Origin of the sequence: Sorangium sp. So ce128 (genome assembly GCF_051525245.1) — a bacterium.
GTDB classification, from domain to species: Bacteria; Myxococcota_A; Polyangia; order Polyangiales; family Polyangiaceae; genus Sorangium; species Sorangium cellulosum_B.
Window position 1 is genome coordinate 8,142,683 of record NZ_CP150313.1, and the last position, 21,944, is coordinate 8,164,626.

General features: G+C 71.1%; 16 protein-coding genes. 10 read left to right on the forward strand and 6 right to left on the reverse strand.

Annotation, left to right across the window (positions count from 1 at the left end):
* The first annotated feature begins 134 nt into the window (after positions 1-134).
* The 6 genes from WME82_RS30830 (at position 135) to WME82_RS30855 (ending at position 8,988) form a co-directional block, all read left to right on the forward strand.
* Positions 135-1,784 (forward strand): hypothetical protein, encoded by a 1,650-nt coding sequence (locus tag WME82_RS30830; protein WP_438038237.1) that lies wholly within the window; start codon positions 135-137, stop codon positions 1,782-1,784.
* Positions 1,785-1,924: 140 nt separating this feature from the next.
* Entirely contained in the window at positions 1,925-2,680 is a 756-nt protein-coding gene (locus WME82_RS30835) for a hypothetical protein (RefSeq protein WP_438038238.1), read from the forward strand.
* 89 nt (positions 2,681-2,769) lie between these two features.
* Entirely contained in the window at positions 2,770-4,410 is a 1,641-nt protein-coding gene (locus WME82_RS30840; RefSeq protein ID WP_438038239.1) for a hypothetical protein, read from the forward strand.
* A gap of 227 nt (positions 4,411-4,637) precedes the next feature.
* Positions 4,638-5,252, forward strand: coding sequence for a TetR/AcrR family transcriptional regulator (locus tag WME82_RS30845; protein WP_438038240.1), 615 nt, complete (start codon positions 4,638-4,640; stop codon positions 5,250-5,252).
* The gene (locus WME82_RS30850) at positions 5,246-6,979 is read left to right on the forward strand and encodes an ABC transporter ATP-binding protein (protein WP_437850867.1); all 1,734 of its coding nucleotides are present in this window, start codon (positions 5,246-5,248) and stop codon (positions 6,977-6,979) included. The genes WME82_RS30845 and WME82_RS30850 overlap by 7 nt, the downstream gene beginning before the upstream one ends.
* Positions 6,976-8,988: an ABC transporter ATP-binding protein gene (locus WME82_RS30855; RefSeq protein WP_438038241.1), complete on the forward strand. Its 2,013-nt coding sequence runs from the start codon at positions 6,976-6,978 to the stop codon at positions 8,986-8,988. The genes WME82_RS30850 and WME82_RS30855 overlap by 4 nt, the downstream gene beginning before the upstream one ends.
* On the opposite strand, the gene WME82_RS30860 is transcribed toward WME82_RS30855, so the two are convergent.
* Positions 8,978-9,385: a RidA family protein gene (locus WME82_RS30860; RefSeq protein WP_437740087.1), complete on the reverse strand. Its 408-nt coding sequence runs from the start codon at positions 9,383-9,385 to the stop codon at positions 8,978-8,980. The two genes, WME82_RS30855 and WME82_RS30860, sit on opposite strands and share 11 nt — an antisense overlap.
* A gap of 134 nt (positions 9,386-9,519) precedes the next feature.
* Here WME82_RS30860 and WME82_RS30865 point away from each other — a divergent pair, with 134 nt between their 5' ends.
* A complete protein-coding gene (locus tag WME82_RS30865; RefSeq protein WP_437850873.1) occupies positions 9,520-10,461 on the forward strand; it encodes a LysR family transcriptional regulator in 942 nt (313 codons plus the stop codon).
* Positions 10,462-10,494: 33 nt separating this feature from the next.
* On the opposite strand, the gene WME82_RS30870 is transcribed toward WME82_RS30865, so the two are convergent.
* From WME82_RS30870 to WME82_RS30880, 3 genes are all read right to left on the reverse strand, one after another.
* Positions 10,495-11,658, reverse strand: coding sequence for a pyridoxal phosphate-dependent aminotransferase (locus WME82_RS30870; RefSeq protein WP_437850875.1), 1,164 nt, complete (start codon positions 11,656-11,658; stop codon positions 10,495-10,497).
* Between the two features lie 176 nt (positions 11,659-11,834).
* Positions 11,835-13,889 carry a sodium-translocating pyrophosphatase gene (locus WME82_RS30875; RefSeq protein WP_438038242.1) on the reverse strand — a complete coding sequence of 685 codons (2,055 nt, stop codon included), beginning with the start codon at positions 13,887-13,889 and terminating at the stop codon, positions 11,835-11,837.
* A 303-nt stretch (positions 13,890-14,192) separates the two neighbouring features.
* The gene (locus WME82_RS30880) at positions 14,193-14,615 is read right to left on the reverse strand and encodes a DUF1810 domain-containing protein (protein ID WP_438038243.1); all 423 of its coding nucleotides are present in this window, start codon (positions 14,613-14,615) and stop codon (positions 14,193-14,195) included.
* 201 nt (positions 14,616-14,816) lie between these two features.
* Here WME82_RS30880 and WME82_RS30885 point away from each other — a divergent pair, with 201 nt between their 5' ends.
* Positions 14,817-16,016, forward strand: coding sequence for a DUF1552 domain-containing protein (locus WME82_RS30885; protein ID WP_438038244.1), 1,200 nt, complete (start codon positions 14,817-14,819; stop codon positions 16,014-16,016).
* A 14-nt stretch (positions 16,017-16,030) separates the two neighbouring features.
* On the opposite strand, the gene WME82_RS30890 is transcribed toward WME82_RS30885, so the two are convergent.
* Positions 16,031-16,711 (reverse strand): hypothetical protein, encoded by a 681-nt coding sequence (locus WME82_RS30890; RefSeq protein WP_438038245.1) that lies wholly within the window; start codon positions 16,709-16,711, stop codon positions 16,031-16,033.
* Positions 16,712-17,179: 468 nt separating this feature from the next.
* Here WME82_RS30890 and WME82_RS30895 point away from each other — a divergent pair, with 468 nt between their 5' ends.
* Together WME82_RS30895 and WME82_RS30900 are read left to right on the forward strand one after the other, a co-directional pair.
* On the forward strand, positions 17,180-18,271 hold the full coding sequence (locus WME82_RS30895) for a hypothetical protein (protein ID WP_438038246.1): 1,092 nt from the start codon (positions 17,180-17,182) through the stop codon (positions 18,269-18,271).
* Positions 18,272-18,958: 687 nt separating this feature from the next.
* Positions 18,959-20,269 carry a hypothetical protein gene (locus tag WME82_RS30900; protein ID WP_438038247.1) on the forward strand — a complete coding sequence of 437 codons (1,311 nt, stop codon included), beginning with the start codon at positions 18,959-18,961 and terminating at the stop codon, positions 20,267-20,269.
* Between the two features lie 66 nt (positions 20,270-20,335).
* Here the strand turns inward: WME82_RS30900 and WME82_RS30905 are convergent, their stop codons facing one another.
* The gene (locus WME82_RS30905) at positions 20,336-21,838 is read right to left on the reverse strand and encodes a DUF5050 domain-containing protein (protein WP_438038248.1); all 1,503 of its coding nucleotides are present in this window, start codon (positions 21,836-21,838) and stop codon (positions 20,336-20,338) included.
* Positions 21,839-21,944 lie beyond the last annotated feature (106 nt).

Genomic DNA, 21,944 nt, shown 5'->3' on the forward strand with positions numbered 1-21,944 from the left:
GCGCCTTTCGGTGAGGGACGCGCCGGAACCCTCTCGACTCCTGGAGCGACGCTCGCCATGAAGTCGATGGTGGCGAGCGAGGTGAGAGCTCTCGCTGGCGGCCGCGGCGGCACCGCGCCACCAGGAGACGGGAGATGAAGCGCGATCTCAGGAGCACTCGACCCATGTTCTGCGCCGGGCTGCTCATCACCGCGGCCGCGGGGGGCTGCAACGCGCTCATCGGGCTCGAGGTCGGCGAGCTCGACTCCTCGGCGGGCGGCGCGGGCGCCACCGCTTCGAGCGTGTCGGCCGGCGGCGCAGGAGGCGAAGGCGGTCGCGGCGAGGGCGGCGCCGGCGAGGGCGGCGCCGGCGAGGGCGGCGCTGGCGAGGGCGGCGCCGGCGAGGGCGGCGCTGGCGGCGGGAACGAGGCGCTCTGCAGCTACGCCCGCGAGGGAGCCGTCCGGACACCGTCGGGAGAGTGGGGCGCGCTGTCCGGCCTGGCGGTCGTCGGCCTCGCGGCGCGAGACGGCGAGGTGACGGCCCTGGTCAAGGAGAGCCGGGTGCTCGCCAGCGAGCCCACCAAGACCAGGACGGGGTTCTCGGTCGCGAGGTGGAGCCCGGCCGGGGTCCGCGAGAGCGCGTACGGGATGACGACCGGCGACATGCTCGGCAGCGTCTCGGCCGAGCACCTGGCCGTCGCCTCGGACCTCGCTTATGTGGCCGGCTGGTCGGAAGCTCCCCTCACCTTGCTCGCGTCGGGCGGCAGGTGCACGGCCAGCGCGAGCGCGGACACCGGTCGCAAGCCGAGCTTCCTGCTGGCGCTCGACGAGCTGGGCAAGTGCAGGTGGGCCTGGAGCGTGGACGCCGAGGTCAACGCCTACCCGCTCGGGCTCGCGGCGACGGCCGACCGGGTCGCCTTCGCCGTCTCACGCTCCGGGGCGACGAGCGCGAAGACCGACGAGTGCGTCCTCGGGGCCGCCGATCAGCGCGGGGTCACGGATCTCGTGACCTTCAACGCAGGCGGCAAGTGCCGGTGGAGCCGCGCGCTCGGATCCTCCGCGGCCGTGCACGTCGCGGAGGTCGTCGCCGCGCCGGAGACCGGCGAGGTGCTCGTCGTGGGCGACTACGACGCGCCGGATGAGCCCATCGACATCCAGGGAAGAAAGCTCCCCCGCGCGCCGGATCGCGACCTGTTCGTGGCGCGCTTCCGGCTCGATGACGGCGCCCTGACGGGCCTCATCCCGCTCACGGCCCCTGGGACCCAGGCTGCGGCGCGGCACGGGTCCGCGATGCTCCCGGACGGCGAACTCGTGATCTCCGGGACCTACACCGGGCCGTCCTTCAGCTTCGAGGACGACTGTCCGCTCCTGCCTCCCACAGGGGACACGGAGAACTCGTTCGTCGCGCGCGTCTCGAAGGAGCGAGTGGTCTGGAGCCGCGGGTTCGGCGACGAGAAGCGAGATCAGATGGTCGTCAGTCTGGCGGTGGACGGAGCAGGCGCGATCTACATGGCCGGGACGCTCGAGGGCGAGATCGCCCTGGGGAACGGCGAGAGGCTCACGGCCGGGACGGACGAATTGCAGAGCTTTCTGATCGTGCTCAATCCCCGCGGCAACGTCCTCTCGGCGACCGCGTTCGCGGGCACAGGCACCGTGGGCGTGTGGGCGGTCGCGCCGGGCGCGACGCTCGGCGATCCCTTCACCATCGGCGGTGAGCTGACGGAGACGTTCTCTCTCGTCCCCAGCGACCACCCCAGCGCGGCGCCGGGCGAAGGGTTCATCGCCCGGGTGAAGGGGTTGCCGTGAGCGCCACGCGCGGACGCCAGCGCACCACGCGAGCAGTCCATGACATTTCCGCACGACGACACGGAGCCTGCGACCGGACCGCAGCGGTGCGCATTCCGGCCCGGGTTGACGAAGGGGGGACTGGCAGCTTCCATGAGAGGATGCGCTCGCTTCACCGCCTCTTCTGTTTCTGCCTGGCCCTCCCTGCCGGACTCAGCTGTGGATTCCCCGACGCCACCTTCACGGAACGCTCCAGCACGAGCGCGGGCGGCGCGAGCGGCGCGACGGACGCGGCGAGCTCCGCCGTCGTGTCCTCGGGCGCGGCGGGCCCCGGCGGCGGCGCGGAGGCCTCCAGCGCCGGCGGGAACGGCGACGGCCCGATGGGCTCCGGCGGCGGTGCACCGGGCGCCGGTGGCGGCTCCGCGGGCTCCGGCGGCGGCTCGGCGGGCTCCGGCGGCGGCTCGGCGACCTCCGGCTCGGGTGGCGGCTCGGCGACCTCCAGCGCGAGCGCCAGCTCGGCGACCTCCGGCTCCGGCGGCGGCGCGGCGACCTCCAGCTCGGCGACCTCCGGCTCCGGCGGCGGCGCCGTCGATTGCGATGCCGACGGCGACCACTATCGATCGACCGCGTGCGAGGGTGGCGATGATTGCAACGACAACAACGCCCTGGTCCACCCCGACCAGCCCAGCACCTTCTATGACACCCCGATCCCTACGGGAGGCGGCTTTGATTACGACTGCAGCGGCGAGGAGGAGAAGGAGTTCCGCGCGGTCAGCTGCAGCGGCCTCGCTTGCACCGCGGCGAGCAACGTGTTTCTGACGGACCCCCGGTGCGGGCGCAAGGGCCCGTTCGGCTCCTGCAGCCTGCTCTGCATGTCCACCTACATCTATGAGGAGTACGCCAGGGCATGCCACTGAGCCCGCGCTGGCTCGGTGGCGGCATCGAGGGTGCCACGCAACGGAGAGCCGACCCGATGAGACCCGAACCTGGTGCCCTCCGATCCGTCGTGTCCTGCGCCTTCCTGCTCGCTGCGGCGGCGGGGGGCTGCAACGCGATCATCGGGCTGGAGGTCGGTGAGCTGGCTCCGTCGCAGTCCGGCGCGGGCGCGGCCTCGGCCTCCTCCTCGGGAGGCCCTGGCACGGGAGGCTCGGGCGCCGGTGGTGCGGGCACCGGTGGTGCGGGCACCGGTGGTGCGGGCACCGGTGGTGCAGGCGGCGGCGACAGCGGCGGCGGCGGTGGAGGCAGCGGGGGCAGCGGCGGGGGCGGCGGGGGCAGCGGCGGCGGGGGTCCGCTGTGCAGCGACGCCGAGGGGACCCTCGTCGAGCCGTCGGCCAGCTGGGGAGAGACGCTCGGCTTCGACGTCGGCGATCTCGCGGCGTCGGACGGCGCGCTGACGGCGGTCATCACGGAGGTCCTCGACAGCGGGGCGTTCCGCTTCTCGGTCGCGAAGTGGACCTCCGGCGGGGCACACGATTCCCGGTACGGGCTGTCGGCGAACGATGTCTGGGGCTTGCACCTGGCTGCGAGCGGCGGCGCCACCTACGTGGCCGGGGAGGCCGCGGGGGCGACCAATCTCCCCGGTGGGCTCCTCGACGCGTGCCGCGTCGGCCCTCCGCTGGTCGCCACCAGCTACACGACGAGCTTCGTCGCGGCGCTCGACGCGAGCGGCCGTTGCGGGTGGGCGTGGAGCGTCGACGCGCAGCACAACACCACGGCGCGCGCCATGGCGGCGAGCTCCGAGGCGGTCGTCTTCGCCGTCGACGTGACGGACGCCGGCCGGAGCTTCGGCCCGTGCGAGCTGAAGAGCGTCCCGGCGGAGTCGGCGCTGCTCGCCGCGCTCTACCCGGCGGACGGCGCGTGCAAGTGGCAACACCGCCTCGGGCCGCGGGCGGCCGTGACCGTCAAGGCGCTCCCCGTCAACCCGAAGGCGGGCGGCAACCTCGTGACCGTCGTGGGCGACTACGAGTCGCTCGGCGGAGCGGTCACGTTCGGTGGGCAGACCCCCTTCGCCTCGGAGCAGCGCGACGTCTTCGTCGCGCGCTACACGGCGATCGACGGCGCGCTGGTGGACTTGATCACGCTGAACCTCGAGGGAGATCAGCAGGTGGCGCAGCACGGCGCCGCGCTGCTCCCGGGCGGCGACGCCGTGATCGCCGGCTCGTACCGCGGGGTCGTCGACCTCGGCGGCGGCTGCCCGGCGTTGCCCGATGCGGGGGACACGGAGAGCTTCTTCGTCGCGCGCGTCTCGAGGAAGGGCGTCGTGTGGAGCCGCGGGTTCGGCGACGACAAGGAGAGCCAGGTCGCGGCCGGCGTGGCGGTGGACGGCGCTGGCGCGATCTACGTCACGGGGGAGTTCACGGGCACGATCCCGCTGGGGAGCGCCGGGAGCCTCACGACGTCCCAGAAGCGGGCGGGGTTCCTGATGCGGCTCGACGCGCAGGGCAACCTGATCTCCGCGGCCAAGGTCGAAGGCGCCGGCACCGTCGCCCTCCGCGTCGTCGCGGTGGACGGGGCGCTCGGCGGGCCCGTCTACGTCGCCGGCGCCGTGACGGGCGCGCTCCGCCTCGATGGCCTCGCCGCGCCGCTCGGGAGCGAGAGCGATAACGAGTCCCGCGGGTTCATCGCGAGGCTCTCCGGCGCGCGCTGATCCTGGGGCCTACCGGGAAGCGCACAACCACGGACGACCCTGGGCCTCGTCGTCCGTGCGGAGGAGCGCACGGACGAAAGCGAAACGATTTCAATAGTTTCACCTGAAAATGGCGGCTGGGTCCTCCTTCCGTCGTGTCCCGGCGCGGGCCCCACCGGCCGCCTTCAGATCGAGTGAGTGAGCGCTCACTCTTGACGAGTGAGCGCTCACTCCGCTACACGGGACGCATGGCACCACCAAGCCGGCGAGCTCCTCCCCTGCGTCCGGAGGAGCGTCGCGCGAGCATCATTGCGGCGACGATCCCGCTCCTGCGCCTGTACGGCCGCGATGTGACGACGGCGCAGATCGCGATGGCCGCCGGCACCGCGGAAGGGACGCTGTTCCGCGTGTTCCCCGACAAGGAGTCGCTGATCCAGGCGGCGATCGCGACCCTGTTCGATCCGGCGCCGACGCTGCGAGAGCTGGAGCGCATCGATCTCGCGGCGCCGCTGCGCGAGCGCTTGATCCAGGCGGTCGAGGTCCTGCAGCGCCGCGTCGAGGGCATCTGGCAGCTCATCTCGATGCTCGGCATGACGATGCCGCCACCCATGCGCCCCGGGTCCGGGTGCGCTCAGGCGCCGCGCCAGGATGAGCAGCTTCACGTGCAGCTCGAGCGCCTGTTCGAGGCGTCGCGCGACGAGCTGCGCTGCGATCCGGCGTATGCGGCGCGGCTCGTGCGCATGATGACGTTCGCGGGCACACACCCGCGGATCACCGACGGCATGCCCCTGACCGCCGCGGAGGTCGTGGCGGTCCTGCTCGACGGTATCCGCCGCCGCTCCGAAGAGGAGGAGCCTTGCTGAGGCAGCTGTTGCGCCGCTTCCTGCGCCCACAGGCGCGCTTGCTGGCGCTCGTCGTCGCGCTCCAGCTCGTGGCGACGCTCGCTTCGCTGTACCTGCCGAGCCTGAACGCCGACATCATCGATCAGGGCATCGCGCTCGGTGATACGTCGCGGATCCTGGAGCTCGGCGCGATCATGCTCGCGATCACCGGCGTCCAGATCGTGTGTTCGGTCGCCGCGAACTACGCCGGCGCGCGCGTCGCGATGAGCTTCGGTCGCGACCTGCGCGCGGCGGTGTTCCACCGCGTCGGCGAGTTCTCCGCGCGCGAGCTGTCGCGGTTCGGGGCGCCGTCGCTCATCACGCGCACGACCAACGACGTCCAGCAGGTGCAGACGGTGGTGATGATGGGCTGTACGATGCTCGTCCTCGCGCCGATCATGTGCGTCGGCGGCATCGTGATGGCGCTGCGCGAGGACGGGTCGCTCGCCTGGCTGCTCGCGATCGCGGTGCCGCTGCTCGCGGGCGCCGTCGTCGCGATCATGTCGCGGATGGTGCCGCAGTTCCGGAGGATGCAGCCCCTCATCGACACCGTGAACCGCGTGCTGCGCGAGCAGATCACCGGCGTGCGCGTGATCCGCGCCTTCGTGCGCGAGCGCGCCGAGGCGGCCCGCTTCGAGCACGCGAACGGCGACCTCACCGACACCGCGCTGCGCATCGGCCGCCTGCAAGCGCTGATGTTCCCGACCGTGATGTTCGTCTTCAACGCTTCGAGCGTCGCCGTCCTGTGGTTCGGCGCGCACCAGATCGCGGACGGCACGCTCGCGATCGGCTCGATGACGGCGTTCCTCGCCTACCTGGTGCAGATCCTGATGGCCGTGATGATGGTGACGTTCATGGCCGTCATGCTGCCGCGCGCGGCCGCGTGCTCGGAGCGCATCGTCGAGGTGCTGGACACCGAGCCGTCCGTGCGCGCTCCCGACCAGCCCGTGACGCTCGTCGAGCCGACCGGCATCGTCGAGCTGCGAGACGTCGAGTACCGCTACCCGGGCGCCGAGCTGCCCGTCCTGCGCGGCATCTCGTTCGTCGCGCGCCCCGGGCAGGTCACCGCGATCATCGGCAGCACCGGCTCGGGGAAGACCACGCTGCTCGACCTGATCGCGCGGCTCATCGATCCGACGAGGGGCGAGGTCCGGCTCGACGGCGTCGACGCGCGCATGCTCGCCCTCGAGGCGGTGTGGTCGTGCATCGGGCTCGTCCAGCAGCGAGCCTTCCTGTTCTCCGGCACGGTTGCATCGAACCTGCGCTACGGCGACCCCGCGGCGACCGACGAGCAGCTCTGGGCGGCGCTCGCCGCCGCGCAAGCGCGCGACTTCGTCGAGGCGATGCCGCGAGAGCTCGACACGCCGATCGGGCAGGGCGGCACGAACGTCTCCGGCGGCCAGCGCCAGCGGCTGTCGATCGCCCGCGCCCTGCTGCGCCGGCCGCGCGTGTTCCTGTTCGACGACGCCTTCTCCGCGCTCGACGTCGCGACCGAGGCCCGGCTGCGGGCCGCGCTCGCCGAGCGCACGCGCGCCGCCACCGTGATCCTCGTCGCGCAGCGCGTGTCGAGCATCGTCGACGCGGACCAGATCCTCGTGCTCGACAACGGCGAGATCGTCGGCCAAGGCAAGCACGGCGAGCTGCTCGCGTCGTGCCCGACCTACGCCGAGATCGTGGCCTCGCAGCGCGATACGGCGGTGGCCGCATGAGCGCGCGTCACGCTGGTCCCCCGCCCGCCGCCCCCGCGGGGGCGCGCTCCCCGGTCCTGCCACGCGGCCCCTTCGGCATGGGCGCCGCGCCGCCGCAGAAGGCGAAGCAGTTCGCCCCCTCCGCGCGGCGCCTCCTCGGCCGCCTCGCCCCCGAGCGCGCCCGCCTCGTGGTCGTGCTCGCTTGCTCGCTTCTCAGCGTGGGGCTCGGCCTGGCCGGCCCGAAGCTGCTCGGCCGCGCGACGGACATCATCTTCTCCGGCGTGATCGGCGCTCGCCTCCCGGCGGCCGCCACGAAGGCCGAGGCCGTCGCGGAGCTCCAGCGCTCCGGCCAGGCGCGGCTCGCCGAGCTCGTGGGCCACATGGACGTCGTTCCCGGCCGCGGCATCCAGCTCCGCGAGCTCGCCGAGCTGCTCCTGCTCGTGATGGCGCTCTACGCCGGCGCGTCGCTGTTCGCCTGGCTGCAGGGCTACCTGCTCAACGACGTCGTGCAGAACACCGTGCGACAGCTCCGCGCCGAGGCGCAGGACAAGCTCGCCCGCTTGCCGCTCGCCTACTTCGACGGCCGCCCGCACGGCGAGCTCTTGAGCCGCGTCACGAACGACATCGACAACGTCGCGCAGGGCCTGCAGCAGACGCTGACACAGATCATGAACGGCGCGCTGACGCTCCTCGGCATCATCGTCATGCTCGTCGTGATCTCGCCGGTGCTCGCGGTGATCACGCTCTTCACCGTGCCGCTCTCGGTGCTCACGACCGCGGCGGTCGCGAAGCGCGCGCAGGCGAAATTCGTCGCGCAGTGGGCGCAGGTCGGCGTGCTCAACGGCCAGATCGAGGAGGCGTTCACCGGCCACTCGCTCGTCAACGTGCTCGGGCGACGCCGCGACGTCGAGGCGCGCTTCCAGTCCACGAACCAGGAGCTGTTCGAGACCAGCTTCCGCGCGCAGTTCATGTCCAGCATCATCATGCCGGCGGTCAATTTCGTCGGGAACCTGACCTACGTCGCGATCGCCGTCGTCGGCGGCCTGCGCGTCGCGTCGGGCGCGATGCTGCTCGGCAGCGTGCAAGCGTTCATCCAGTACTCGCGCCAGTTCTCTCAGCAGCTCGGCCAGCTCGCGTCCGTCACGAACGTCCTGCAATCGGGTGTTGCCTCTGCAGAGCGGGTGTTCGAGCTGCTCGACGAACAGGGCCAGTCACCCGACGCCACCCCGCCCGCGGCCCTGCCGAAGGTGAGCGGCGAGGTCCGGTTCGAGCACGTCACGTTCCGCTACAAGCCCGACGAGCCTCTCATCGAGGACCTCGACCTCACGATCCTGCCAGGCCAGACGGTCGCGATCGTCGGCCCGACGGGCGCCGGCAAGACCACGCTCGTGAACCTCTTGATGCGGTTTTACGAGCTCGACGGCGGTCGGATCCTGATCGACGGCGTCGACATCGCGCGCTTGCCTCGCCACGAGCTGCGCGCGAGGTTCGGAATCGTGCTGCAGGATACATGGCTGTTCTCGGGCACGATCCGTGACAATATCGCGTTCGGCAACGCGGCCGCGACCGAGGCCGACATCCAGGAGGCAGCGCGCGCGGCGCACGTCGACCGCTTCGTGCGCGCCCTGCCCGCTGGTTACGATACGGTGATCGACGAGGACTCGGGCAACCTGAGCGCCGGCGAGAAGCAGCTCATCACGATCGCCCGCGCGTTCCTCGCGAACCCGGCGATCCTGATCCTCGACGAGGCGACCTCCTCGGTCGACACCCGGACCGAGGTGCTCGTCCAGCGCGCGATGGCGGCCTTGCGCGCCCGGCGTACGAGCTTCGTCATCGCGCATCGCCTCTCGACGATCCGCGACGCCGACATGCTCCTCGTGATGAAGGGGGGCCGCATCGTCGAGCGCGGCACGCACGCGGAGCTCCTCGCCGCGGGCGGCGCCTATCATGCGTTGTACCAGACCCAGCTCACCGGCAACGGCGGAAGCGGCGTGAAGCTCGAGGGCCAATCTGCCGCGCTCAGTCGATGACCGCGGTGGCCTCGACCTCGACCAGGTGCTCGGGGTCGGAGAGCGCGCTCACGCCCAGCAGCGTCCCTGGCGGGACCGGGGTGACTCCCAGCTTCGCGGCCGCCCGACGGATCCCCTCCAGCAGCAGGGGCATCTTGTCCGGAGTCCAGCCCACGGCATAGATGGTCAGCTTCGCAACGTCGTTGAAGGAGCCTCCAACCCCGGCCAGGGCGGTGGCGACGTTGAGGTAACACTGCTCGACCTGAGCGGCGAAGTCGCCCCTGCCGATCGTCCTCCCATCAGCATCCCAGGCGACCTGACCTGCGATGAACACGAGCTTCGACCCGGTGGCGATCGACACCTGTCGGTACGCCTCGATCTTCGGCAACCCGCTGGGGTTCACCAGGGTGATGGCCATGCTGCCTCCTTCGTCCTCTCCCTGCGCGCAGGGCGGCATGCCCGGCCGCGCGCTGGTTAGATGCGCCCTCCCCGCCGCGACCGGTAGACCCACGGCGCGAAACGAGCCGATCAGCGCTGCTATACAATCGCGCCATGAACCGCGCGACGGACCGCTTCGAGGGTCTGACCGTCTTCCTCACCGTGGCGAGGCACCGGAGCTTCCGCGCCGCCGCCGCGGAGCTCGGCGTGACCACGGGCGCCGTGAGCCAGGCGATCCGCGCCCTCGAACGCCGCGTCGGCCTCCCGCTCCTCTCGCGCACGACGCGCCGCGTGGGGCTCACAGAGGCCGGCGAGCGGCTGCACGAGCGCCTCGCGCCCGCGGCCGGTGAGATCAGCGCCGCGCTCGAGGCGCTCGACGAGCTCCGCGGCCAGCCCGCGGGGCTGCTCCGCCTCACCGTCGCCCGGACCGCCGTGCCCTTCGTGATCGAGCCGGTGCTCCCGCGCTTCCGCCGCGCTTACCCCGACGTGGCCGTCGAGATCTCGGTGGACGACGCCCTGGTCGATCTCGCCGAGACCGGCTTCGACGCCGGCGTGCGGCTCGGCGAGGACCTCGCCCAGGACATGACCGCCGTGCGCCTCACGCCGGATCTCCGCTGGCTCGTGGTCGGCGCGCCGGCGTACTTCGCCGCCCACGGCCGCCCGGAGGAGCCCGAGGATCTGCTCGCCCACACGTGCATCCAGTACCGATTCCAGAGCGCCGCGCTCTATCGCTGGGAGTTCGTGCGCGATCACCGCGAGATCACCGTGCACGCCCCTGGCACGCTCACGGTGAACGACGCCGATCTGGCGGTGTCCCTCGCGCGCGATGGGCTCGGGCTCGCGTACATGTTCGATCTGGCCGTCGCCGAGGATCTGGCCAGCGGGGCGCTCGCGACGGCGCTCGAGCGCCATGCGCCGACGGGGCCCGGGTTCTTCCTCTACTTCCCCGCCCGCGCGCAGACGCAGGCGAAGCTGCGCGCGTTCATCGACACGGCGCTCACCGTGCTCATGCCAGAGGGCCGACGGAAGCCGAAGGAGACGCGCGCCGCCTCGTGAGCTCCCCGGGCCCCCCCGGCGACCCCCCGCCGGTCACCGCGCGCGCTGCCAGGCGACGATCCGCGTCACCGCCTCGTCGACCTGCTCGACCGGGGCCGCGAAGGACAGCCGGACGTACCGCGCGCCGCCGACGCCATCGAAGTCCGTGCCCGGCGTGAGCGCCACGCCCGTGTCGGCGAGCAGCCGCTCGCACCACGCGACCGAGTCGTCCGTGCCGACGTCGGCATACAGGTAGAAGGCGCCGTCGGGCGGGGCGACCTTCCAGCCGAGCTCGGGCAGCCGCCGCAGCAGCAGGTCGCGCGCGGCCGCGTAGCCCTCCACCAGCCGGTCCGCCTCGGCGTACACCTCCGGGGTCAGGGCCGCGAGCGCCGCATGCTGCGCCAGGGCGGGCGGGCACAGCGCGAGGTTCCCCGCCAGCGCGTCGACCGTCGGGACGAGCTCCGGCGGCAGCACGAGCCACCCCAGGCGCCAGCCCGTCATGGCCCAGTACTTCGAGAAGCTCGACACGACGACCGCGCCCGCGTCGACGTGGCGCGCCGCCGTCGCCTGGCGCCCGGCCCACGGGCCGTACGTGAGGCCGTGATAGATCTCGTCGCTCACCAGCCGGACGCCATGCTCCGCGCACCAGCGCGCCATCGCGTCGAGCTCCGCGGCGTCGACCATCGTGCCCGTCGGGTTCGCCGGGCTCGCCAGGACCACGCCATCGAGCTTTGCACCGTCGCACGCGGCCCTGAGCTGCGACGTTGTCAGCTGGAAGCGGCTCTCCGGGCCGCACGGCAGCTCGACCACCTCCACCCCGAGGGAGCGAAGGATGTTCCGGTACGCCGGGTAGCCCGGGCGAGCGAGCGCCACGCGGTCACCCGCCTCGAACGCCGCGAGGAACGCGAGCAGGAACCCGCCCGACGACCCCGTGGTGAGGGCGACGCGCGACGGGTCGAGGTCCACGCCGTACCAGCGGCCGTAGTGCTCCGCGAGCGCGCGGCGCAGCGCCGGGATGCCGAGCGCCTCGGTGTACCCGAGGTCGCCCTCCGCGAGGAGCGCGGCCGCCCGCGCGCGCACGGCGGCGGGCGCCCCTGAGCCCGGCTGGCCAGCGCACAGGCTGATGACCGGCTCACCCGCCGCGCGCCGCGCGTTGGCGGCGGCGAGCACCTCCATGACCGCGAACGGCGGCACCTGCGAGCGGCGGCTGATCCTCACCCGGACATCCTTCTCCCCCGCCGAAGACAGGCCATTTACAGCACGGAAGCTCCGCTGTCAGCCGAGGAAATTCGATGGCCGAGGCAGGACGAGAGCCGCGCGTGAAGCCACAAAAGCGAGAACGCGGCCGGTGAGGGCCGCGCTCTCTGGGTTGCTCGCTGCGACGGCGCGTCCGCTCAGGCGATGAGCGGGGCGATGAGGAGCGACACGACGCCCATCACCTTGATGAGGATCGAGATGCCGGGGCCCGACGTGTCCTTGAAGGGATCGCCGACGGTGTCGCCGACGACGGCGGCCTTGTGGGCGTCGGAGCCCTTCGCGTGGCCGTCGAGGCCGCCCTTCTCGATGTGCTTCTTGGCGTTGTCCCAGGCGCCGCCGCCGTTCGCCATCATCAGCGAGAGCACCGCGCCGACGACGAGCGCACCGGCCAGCGTGCCCGCGAGGACCTCGGGGCCGGCCACGAAGCCGACGACGACCGGCGCGAGCACCGCGATGGCGCCGGGCGCGATCATCTCCCGGATGGCGGCCGACGTGGCGATGTCGACGATGACCTTCGGCTGCGGCTCGACGCCCGGCTTGCCCTCGAGCAGGCCGGGGATCTCGCGGAACTGACGGCGGATCTCCTCGACGATCGAGCCGGCCGCGCGGCCGACGGCGGTCATCGTGAGCGCGCCGACGAGGCACGGGAGGAGGGCGCCGAAGAGCAGTCCCATGAGGACCTTGGCGTCTGTCAGATACAGCACGAGCTCCGGGAGGCCCTTCGCGCGGCGGACCGCGTCGACCTCCATGTTGAAGGCCGCGAACAGCGCGACGACGGTGAGCACCGCCGAGCCGATCGCGAAGCCCTTGCCGACGGCCGCGGTGGTGTTGCCGACCGCGTCGAGCTCGTCGGTGATCGCGCGGACCTCCTTGCCGAGGCCGGCCATCTCGGAGATGCCGCCGCCGTTGTCGGCGATCGGGCCGTACGCGTCGACGGTCATGACGATCGCGGTGCCAGCGAGCATGCCGACCGCGGCGAGCGCGATGCCGTAGAGGCCGAGGTAGTGGTTCGAGATCCAGCCCACGGCGACGAGGGTCATGAGGGGGATCGCGACGCTCTCGAGGCCGACCGCGATGCCGCGGATGACGTTGGTGCCGGGGCCGGTGAGCGAGCTCTGGGCCACCTTGTGGATGGGGCCCATCGACGTGTAGTAGTCGGTCACGAGGCCGACGATGGCGCCGCCCGCGGCGCCGGCCGCGAGGGTGATGACGGCGCCGAAGCTGAAGCCGAGCCCCGGCAGGATGCCGGCCGCCGCGAGCACGACGAGGAACGGCGGGACGATGAGCGCGAGGCGCAGCACCCGGGCCGGCGGCAGGTTCTTGAGCTCGCGCGTGATGAAGATGCCGACGACCGAGACCGCGAGGCCGATCGTCGCGAGGAGCAGCGGCAGCGACACGGCCATCGCGCGGAGCTCCTGCTCGCTCACCGACGGCGCGAGCTGCTGCAGCTTGGCGATCGGCAGCGTGAGGCCGAGCGCGATCGCGGCGACGACCGCGGCCACGTAGCTCTCGTAGATGTCGGCGCCCATGCCCGCGATGTCGCCGACGTTGTCCCCGACGTTGTCGGCGATGACGCCCGGGTTGCGGGGGTCGTCCTCGGGGATGTTCGCCTCGACCTTGCCGACGATATCGGCGCCGACGTCGGCGGCCTTCGTGTAGATGCCGCCGCCGATGCGGGCGAAGAGCGCGATCGAGCTCGCGCCGACGGCGAACGAGTGGACGATCGTCGCGAGGTGCTCGTCGTTGCGGAACAGGGCATAGATGCCGCCCAGGCCGATGAGGCCGAGCCCCGCGACGCAGAGGCCCATGACGGCGCCGCCGTCGAGCGCGGTGACGAGCGCGGTGGGCTTGCCGTGCGCGCGCGCGGCCTCGGCCGTGCGAACGTTGGCGTACGTCGCGGCCTTCATGCCGAAGAAGCCGGCGATGAGCGACAGGAACGCGCCGGCGGCGAAGGCGACCGCGGACAGGAGCCCGAGCGTCGCGGCCAGGAGCGCAAAGACGGCGGCGGCGTAGACGGCGAGCACCTTGTACTCGCGCGCGAGGAAGGCCATCGCCCCCTCGCGGACGTAGCGCGCGATGCGCGCCATCGTCTCGTTGCCTTCAGGGGCCTTCTTGACACGCACGTAGAAGGTGCGTGCGACCATGAGCGCGACGGCGCCCGTTACGAGCGACTGGTACGACAATGCATCCACGGGTGATGGTCCTCTCGCCCGCCCCCGGCCGGAGCGAGCGCCGGCTCACTCGTCCGTCCACGACGGCGGATCAAGTGGGAAATTGCGTTGCCTCGGTTCCAGGCGGCCGCCCAGGGCGAAATCTGGAGCTTTCGCCAGGGGACGTGGCGTCCGCAACGTCGGTCGTGCTGGTTCCCGCGCGAGCCGACAGCGACCGTGACATCGGAATGTTACAGGCAAGAACGGCGCACGCGACGCGACGCGAGCGCGTCGACGATCCACCCACGGGGGGCGATCCAGCGGCGCGTCCGGCGACGGCCGGTGCTACTCGAGCAGCGCGAGCGTTCGCGGATCGGGCTCGCCGCCACAGTACTTGTCGAGCGCCGCGAGGAACGCCGCCTCGCCGGGGGCCGCGCGGGAGAACAGGGTCATCGACGAGCAAAACTTCATGTCATCGGGGCTATCGAAGATGTCGTACAGCGAGCGCCCCTCGATCTGATTCACGAGGCGAGTGCACTCCAGCAGCCTCGGACCGAGCGTCGGGTGCTGCAGATACGCCTCGGCCTCTCCCTTCGAAGCGATGCCGAACCTCTGAGCCATGGCGCTGTGGCCCAGGCCCTTCAGCTGCGGAAAAATGAACCACATCCAGTGGCTGGTCTTCTCTCCTCGGCGCAATTCGGCCAGGACGCTGTCATAGACCGGAGCCTGCGCGTCCACGAATCGTTGCAGGTTGTACGGATCGGGCATGGGCGCTCCTCGACCCGAGAGTAGCATTCGCTCGGGCCGCTCGACACCGGTGTTCCACTCCTGTTGCCACCATGCCGCATGGCTGTGCCGCGCGGGCGAATTCTCCGTTGGATGGTCCTCGCGGATGGAGCTCTACTGGGCGTGGGGAGCGTGCGAGCATCCCGACAGCGCTCGCTCATCGGGACGACGACGCTCGTCACCATGAGGCGACCCGCGGTCCCCCTGCGATCAGCGCTCGACCACATCTGCGCGGATCAGGTCAACCCCGGCGGCGCGGCTCCCCTCGTGATGCAGATCGGCGGGGTGAGATCAGACGCCAAATCGAATTTCTCGTACTCCGCGCCCCAGCAGATGTTCCCGGGCATCGGGTCTCCGGCGGCGATCTTCAACAACCTGACGAACCTCTTCGATCGCGGGTCCATGTCGCCGGACACGTACAAGGTGGCCCGCGGCAAGAGCGTCATCGACGTCGTGCGAGACGACCTGGCGACCCTCCAGAGGTTCGACATGAGCCAGTCGGACAGACGAAAGCTCTCCGATTGGATGGATCTCCTCCACGAGACGTCGGGCACGGTCACGGCCCAGTGCAGCGAAGGCGCCGCGGCGGCGCTCGGCCTGACGAGCCAGTCCGTGCAGGCGTCGCAAGATGGCATCACCCGCGACCTGTCGAGGTCGACGAACGTCATGATGGACCTCGCGGTCCTCTCGGCCCTCTGCGACCAGAGCCGCGTCATCTTCATGAAGTTCCCCGGGACCACGGTCTTCAGGTGGGACGGCATCGATCACACGATAGAATCCCATGGCATCTCCCACCGGATCGGCAACGCCAGCATGGGCGGGACGTGCGTCCCTGGGGTGCTCGAGATGATCCATGAAATCGACGACTGGTATGCGAAGAAGTTCGCCTACCTCGTCGGTCGGCTCGACAGCCTGGAGGAGGGCGACGTGAAGCTCCTCGACAACACCGCCACCGTCTGGTTTCAGGAATGCTCGGACGGCAACAGCCACAACCTCAACAACCTTCCGATCCTCCAGGCGGGGAGCTGCGGAGGCTACTTCAAGGTGGGTCAGGCCGTGAACGTCGAAGGCGCCAAGGCGGACCTGACCCGCGGCAACAGCGAGGGAGCTTGCGGCCCCGGTCAGACGGAGCTCGCCTACAGCGAAGTGGATTCCACCGGGACGCCGCCGGGCATCGCCACGCAGCCGATCAACAAGTACTTCTGCGGCTTGATGAACGCCATCGGGGTGAAGGCCGGTCCGGACGGCTTCCCGGCGGTGGGTGGCACGCACGAGGTGACCCACTTCGGCAAGTACGACGACACCACGCTCTTCGCCGACGAGAACCAGCCGGCGGCCATCAAGGACCCGGGGGAATTCGAGGCGCTTCGCGCGAACAGCTGAGCGTCGCGCGCGGGCTACAGGCCCGTGTGCGTCCCCGTGATCCAGACGGTCGCATGGGAGCCGTCGGGCTGCGTCGCCCAGGTGCGGACACGGTACTTGCTCGTGGCGACCTGCTGCGCGGTCCCGTAGTTCTCGTGGTAGTAGACGAACGTCGGCGTCGAGCAGTGCCCGCGGCCAGTCAGCGGGTTGTCCCAGAGCCACGTGCCCGCCTGCTCCTTGTACGTGAGCTGCACGAACTGGCTCGTGGCGGCGTCCCAGCGCTGCACGCGCGTGGCCATCTTGGTGTTTGCGCAGTCGCTCATCGCCTGCGACGCGTCGCTCCACGAGGTGGAGGAGGCCCCCCAGAAGGTAGGCTGTACGTCGAAGCGGTATGTCTCCGGGGTCTGGTGCTGGTAATAGCCGGGCACGGGGAAATCCACGATCGTCGTCGCTCGATCCTGCCCGATGTCCGGACAGATGCCGTCGATCCACTGGTAGGCGCGGACGTAGTTCTCGCTTGCTCCGACCGCGGTGAGCTGCGGGGTGGTGAAGTTCGGGTCGGTCCCCATCGCGCAGGGGTCAGGGTTTCCTCCGAGCTCCTCGGCGCTCTCCGCCGTGTCTTCCTCGTCGAAGCTGCCGGCGTCCGCCGCCACGCAGCCCGTGACCATCGAGAAGGTGATGAGACCGAGACCGAGATGATACGCAGCAATCTTCATGGTGTGACTCCCCTTGGTATGCCGGCCACTCAGGCCGTGCCCGCGCCCGCCCCCCGCACCCGCACCAAACCAGAGAGCAGGGAGCGTGCCTGCGACGATCCCCTGAGCGCTCCTGAGCCCTCAATGATCTCGCAGCGCAGGATCGCGACGCAGGTCGTGGGGCAGACCGCCGCTCGACCCGGCGATGGAGGCGACAGCCTCCTCCATCGGCAGGGCGATGGAGGCTCGCGCCTCCACCTCGGCCCGCGAGCTGCTCGAAGCCCGCGAGCCGAAGCCGCCCGCCGGAGCTCGCGACGCGGCCGTCGCTGGGTCCACCTGGCGCGCAAATTTCGAGCGCAAAGCGACGAAGCGTGGCCCGCGGGCTGGCCGATTGCGTGGACGCGGAGATGCTCACTCCTTGAATCGCGGCCAGCGCTCGACGATCAATGGTGCATGCGGAGCACGGAGCACCTGGGTATCCTTTGTGTCATGGCGCTTGAACGGAGGGCGGCGCGGCTCGTGGCAGTGGGCGCCGCGATGCTCGCCATCGGCTGCAGCGGGACGTGGACGACGCAGGAGAGCGGCGCGGGAGGGAGCGCCGGCACGGCGCAGGGCGGCGATCCGGGGAGCGCCGCGGCCTGCGCGGCGGGGGAGGCGCGCTGCAACGCGAGCGGCCTGCGCGAGACGTGCACGAGCGACGGCGGCTGGCGCGTCTCCGATTTCGTGTGCGCGCGAAACGTCGCGGTCGACGATGACGTCGGCAGCTATTGTGTGACGAAGACCGACGGCAGCTATCGTTGCTGGGGCGACGATCCGGGCGGCGCGCTGCCCGCCGAGCGCTACCGGCGTGTCCAGCTCACGCGACAGGGGCTGATCGGGCTCACCGAGGACGGCCGGCTGCTCGCCGCCGAGACGGTCCTGCCAGACGGGCTGCCGCCTGTCGCCTCCTTTCGGGCGACGAACATGTGGGGCGACCAGGGCGTGTGCCCGCTGTTCGTGGACGGGTCGTTCGCGGTGCTGCTGGATCGCCTACAAGACAACCTCCCGGAGCACCCGGACAAGGTGGTGGAGTTCGAGGGCCCGTTCACGCAAGCGCTCTGCGCCTGGGAAGGGCTCGTCGCCGGCGTGCGCCCGGATGGCAGCCTGTGGCAGTTCCATGGCATGGAGACGATCCCCGGTGAGTTCACCCAGGTGGCGTTCAGCAACCGCATCGTCTGCGGGCTCACGAAGGCGGGCGGCATCCAGTGCTTCGAGCCGACCATCTCTTGCGGCAACACCCCCAGCACGCGCTGCGCCGGGCCCGAGTATCCCGAGTTTTCGGGCGGGCCGTACCGTTCCATCACCGCCACGGCCGGAGCGGTGTGTGCGATCGACGCCGAGGGGGCCCTCACGTGCAGGCGCTACGATGGCGCCGACATGCCGATCGACGCCGGGCGCTTCACGTTCATCGAAGGCGGGAACGACCTCCTTTGCGGCGTGCGCACCGACGGCTCGGGCGCCTGTTTCCGCCACGGCGGCTGGAACCTTGGTGAGGTCGGTCCGTTCGTGCCCGTCGAGCCGGCGCTCGATCCCGGCTGGTGAGCGCCGGGGCCGCGATCGTCGCAGCGAGGCGCAGGCGCGGCGGCGGCGTCACGACGTGAGCGCCGCCGCGCTCGGCGAGCGCGGCTGTGGCCCTTCGCCGCGCGCGGACCGCGTCGGGCGGATTCTCAGCCATCTACGTCTGGAACCGCTCAGCGCTCGTGGCGCCTCTCCCTGGACCGGCGCGCGTTCAGGTCGACGGCGGACTCGCAATGCCAGGCGATCCTGGAGTTGAAATGATCGAGATGATGGCAACATCGATCCCTACACGGGAGACCATGGCCCGCGCGCCCCATGGCTCGCAGGTCGCCATGGTCGAGCAGAGAGCGCGCATCTCGAGGCGCGCTGGAGGAGCTCATGCCTCACGTCTCGACGATTCTCAGGAACAGCAGGATGCATGCCGCCGTGGTGATGACATCCGCCATGGTCGGTTGCGCCGCGCCCCCTGAAAGCAAACAGGGGAGCCCCGAACCGGACGGGGCAGCGGCGTCCGCGAGCGCGCTCCGGGCGAATGACAGGCATCCACGGCGCGGTCACGGCCACGGCCACGGTCACGGTCACGGCGCAGCGAGCTGCAATGATCATAACCCATGCACCCTGGACGCACGCGTCAGGTGGGCATGCGTCCATGCGCCCGCGCCGTATGGACCGCCGCCGTCGCGGGGGCGAAATCGCTGCGGCGAGGGCGAGGTGTGCGACGGACACGGCGCCTGCGTGGAGCCGGGCGCGCCGCTCTGGAGCGTGAGCTTTCCCGGCGAAGCGTCGTTCGCGAGCATCAACGCCGACGGGGCCAGCAATGTCCTCCTCACTGGCCAGCTCAGCGGTACGGCCGATCTCGGCGGAGGCCCGCTCACGAGCGCGGGGCAGCGCGACGTGCTGATCGCGAAGCTCGATCCGGACGGCGGGCTCGCGTGGGCGAGGCGCTACGGCGGCCCTGGGGACGAGTTCGGCGCGAAGATCGCCGCGCTCTCCGACGGGAGCCTGGTGAACGCGGGAGGCTATGTCGACTCGCTGGATGTCGGCGCCGGGCCGATCCCCAGCGCCGGGCTGAGCGACATCTACGTCATGAGGACGGACCCGGCAGGGGACCCCGCGTGGGTCCGCCATTTCGGCGATCCGGCCTATCAAGACGTCTATGGCCTGTCGGTCGACGGCGAGGACAACGTGGTCGTCCTCGGCTCGTTCGAGGGGACGGTCGACTTCGGCGCGGGGCCGGTGAGCAGCGCGGGCGCGCAGGACATCTTCCTGTTCAAGCTGGACCCGGCGGGCAACACCCTCTGGAGCAAGGGCGTCGGGAGCGACTCAAGCGACGGGTCGGTCGCCCTCACGACGGACCCGATGGGCAACGTGCTCTTCGGAGGATCCGTGGGCCCCGGCGCGGATCTGGGCGGCGGGCCGCTCCCGGACCCTCGACTCTTCGTCGCGAAGCTGGATCCCGCGGGCAACCACCTCTGGAGCAGGACGTTCGGAGACACGTCCGGCTTCATCCAGGACGTCGAGGTGGACCCGGCGGGCAACGTGGTCGTGGCCGGGCAGACGGGCACCACCATCGACCTCGGCACGGGGCCGATCATCAACGAGGGCTACCAGGTCGCGTTCCTCGCGAAGCTCGACGCGGCCGGGAACACCGTCTGGAGCAGGGGCTTCAGCGCGCCGGAGAGCCTTGTCGTCATCACCTCGATCGACGTCGACAGCCAGGCGAACGTGGTCGCCTCCGGGGTGCTCGTCGCCGACGTCTCGGCGACGCTCGATTTCGATGGGATCCCCTTCCCGTCAGGGTACAACCCGTCGAGATACAGCGCGCGCACCTTCCTGGTGAAGTTCGACGCCGGCGGGCACGTGCTGTGGGTCGAGGGGTTCGACACGGAGCGACCCTTCAGCATCGTCGTCGATCCGCTCGATCGCGTGCTGGCCACAGCGACGTTCACGGGCACCCTCGACCTCGGCTCTGGCCCGCTGACAGGGGACGAGGACGTCTTCGTCGCGGCGTTCGGCCCCTGACCCACGGCGACCACGAGGGCGAGCCACGCGGGCGCGCCCTCGCGGTCACCGCCGGGCCACGGAGGATCAAGGAGCGTGGTAGGACGCGACTTGCCCCTGGTAGCGGTAGTCGCCGGCGTTGGACCAGAACACGCCCTGCCCTTCCGGGGCGATGACACGCCAGGGGACGGGCTGTCCGAACGCCAGCAGGACGGTCCTGTTGCTCTCGAGATCGTGCGCGTTGACGCTGCGGTTCCCGCGCGTGTCCGTCGAGAACAGCGTCGAGCCCCGGAGGGCCAGCCCCGCCATCGAGTCCCCCCTGTGGATCAAGGTCTTCTGTCCTCCGGCGATGGGCGCCTTGAACACGCCGCCGTCGCCGGCGTTGGCCCAGTAGACGAACTCCGCGTCCACCGCGATCCCGGCCGGCTCGGCCTCGTTGTCGGCGATGACGGTCACCTCCCCGCCCGCCTTCGCCACCTTGTAGACCTTGTTGGTCGCCGCGCCGCCGGTCCAGTAGAGGTTCTCCGCGTCCTGCGCGAGGTACGCGGGCCTCCCGGCGCCGGACGCGAGGACGGCCGGCTCGCCGCCGTCGAGCGGCATCGTGAAGAGGTTCTCTCCATCGCCGTCGCCGAAGTAGAGCGCCGACGCGTCGCCGATGACGCTCACGACATAGCCGATCTGGGCCAGCGTCTCCACCTCCAGGGTCGCCTTGTCGACGCGCCGGAGCGCCGAGGGGATCACCGGGTCATCATCGCCGCCGCTCGCCCAGTAGACGTGGGAGTCGTTGACCCACAGCGCCTTGGGATCGGGATCGGCGGGGATCATCGCCTCTGCCTCGGCGGTGCCCAGCCTCACCCGGTAGATGAATCCGTCGTTGTTGTCCCCGGTCGCGACATCCTCGGTGCCGCCGCTCGCGAAGTAGAGGAAGGACGCGTCGGCGGCCAGCGCGCTCGGGTAGCGGTGCAGGCTCGCCATCGGGGTCGCCAGGATCATGCCTGGATAGATCCTCGAGAGGCGGTCGGTCTCCGTGACGACGCTGTCCCTCGAGACGTCGTGCCGCGCGAGCGGCGCGAAATCGTCCGAGCCCTCCTGCGCGGTGAAGCCATAGGCGCCGAGGACCGCGCTTTCGCCCAGCTCCGCCCTGAGCTCGACGGTGATCGGCAGCGTGAGCGTGATCGGCCTCTCGAACGTCAGGCCCTCCGGGCCGAGGACGTACATGGGCCCCACCGCGCCCTCGGGGGCCTCGTCGATGCGCTGGATGGTGATCACCGTGTTCTCGTTCACCGCGCCCGGCGGCACCTCGATGGTGAAGCCGTCGTCCGCCGTGAAGGTCCCGCCCTGCGCGTCGACGGAGAACTGCTCGCCGGCCCCTGGCTGCGCGCCGGTCCCTGACGTGGCGCCGCCGCCGGTATCGCCGCCGCTCGCATCGCCGCTGCCGGTCGTGCCGCTGTCCGTACCGCCGCCGCCGGTCGTGCCGCTGCCCGTATCGCCGCCGCCCGTGGCCCGATTGCCCTTGTCCGTCCCTCCGCACGACGCGCTGCTCAGCGCGGCAGCCGCGCACGCCAACACCACGAATAAGGTCCTTGTCATCGTTTCGCTCCTCCGCGGGCGGTCGTCGCCGCCATGTCATGGAAGGCCATGGTTCTGCCGAGCTCGCCACGGGGGCGGCTGCGACATCACCCTTGTTCAGACAACA

What these genes read in the sequence shown, in the direction of transcription:
- WME82_RS30860 (WP_437740087.1), bottom strand. Translation starts at nt 9,385, where the DNA reads ATGGCCATCACCCTGGTGAACCCCAGCGGGTTGCCGAAGATCGAGGCG.
- WME82_RS30905 (WP_438038248.1), bottom strand. Translation starts at nt 21,838, where the DNA reads ATGACAAGGACCTTATTCGTGGTGTTGGCGTGCGCGGCTGCCGCGCTG.
- WME82_RS30885 (WP_438038244.1), top strand. Translation starts at nt 14,817, where the DNA reads ATGAGGCGACCCGCGGTCCCCCTGCGATCAGCGCTCGACCACATCTGC.
- WME82_RS30890 (WP_438038245.1), bottom strand. Translation starts at nt 16,711, where the DNA reads ATGAAGATTGCTGCGTATCATCTCGGTCTCGGTCTCATCACCTTCTCG.
- WME82_RS30895 (WP_438038246.1), top strand. Translation starts at nt 17,180, where the DNA reads ATGGCGCTTGAACGGAGGGCGGCGCGGCTCGTGGCAGTGGGCGCCGCG.
- WME82_RS30855 (WP_438038241.1), top strand. Translation starts at nt 6,976, where the DNA reads ATGAGCGCGCGTCACGCTGGTCCCCCGCCCGCCGCCCCCGCGGGGGCG.
- WME82_RS30865 (WP_437850873.1), top strand. Translation starts at nt 9,520, where the DNA reads ATGAACCGCGCGACGGACCGCTTCGAGGGTCTGACCGTCTTCCTCACC.
- WME82_RS30835 (WP_438038238.1), top strand. Translation starts at nt 1,925, where the DNA reads ATGCGCTCGCTTCACCGCCTCTTCTGTTTCTGCCTGGCCCTCCCTGCC.
- WME82_RS30880 (WP_438038243.1), bottom strand. Translation starts at nt 14,615, where the DNA reads ATGCCCGATCCGTACAACCTGCAACGATTCGTGGACGCGCAGGCTCCG.
- WME82_RS30830 (WP_438038237.1), top strand. Translation starts at nt 135, where the DNA reads ATGAAGCGCGATCTCAGGAGCACTCGACCCATGTTCTGCGCCGGGCTG.
- WME82_RS30845 (WP_438038240.1), top strand. Translation starts at nt 4,638, where the DNA reads ATGGCACCACCAAGCCGGCGAGCTCCTCCCCTGCGTCCGGAGGAGCGT.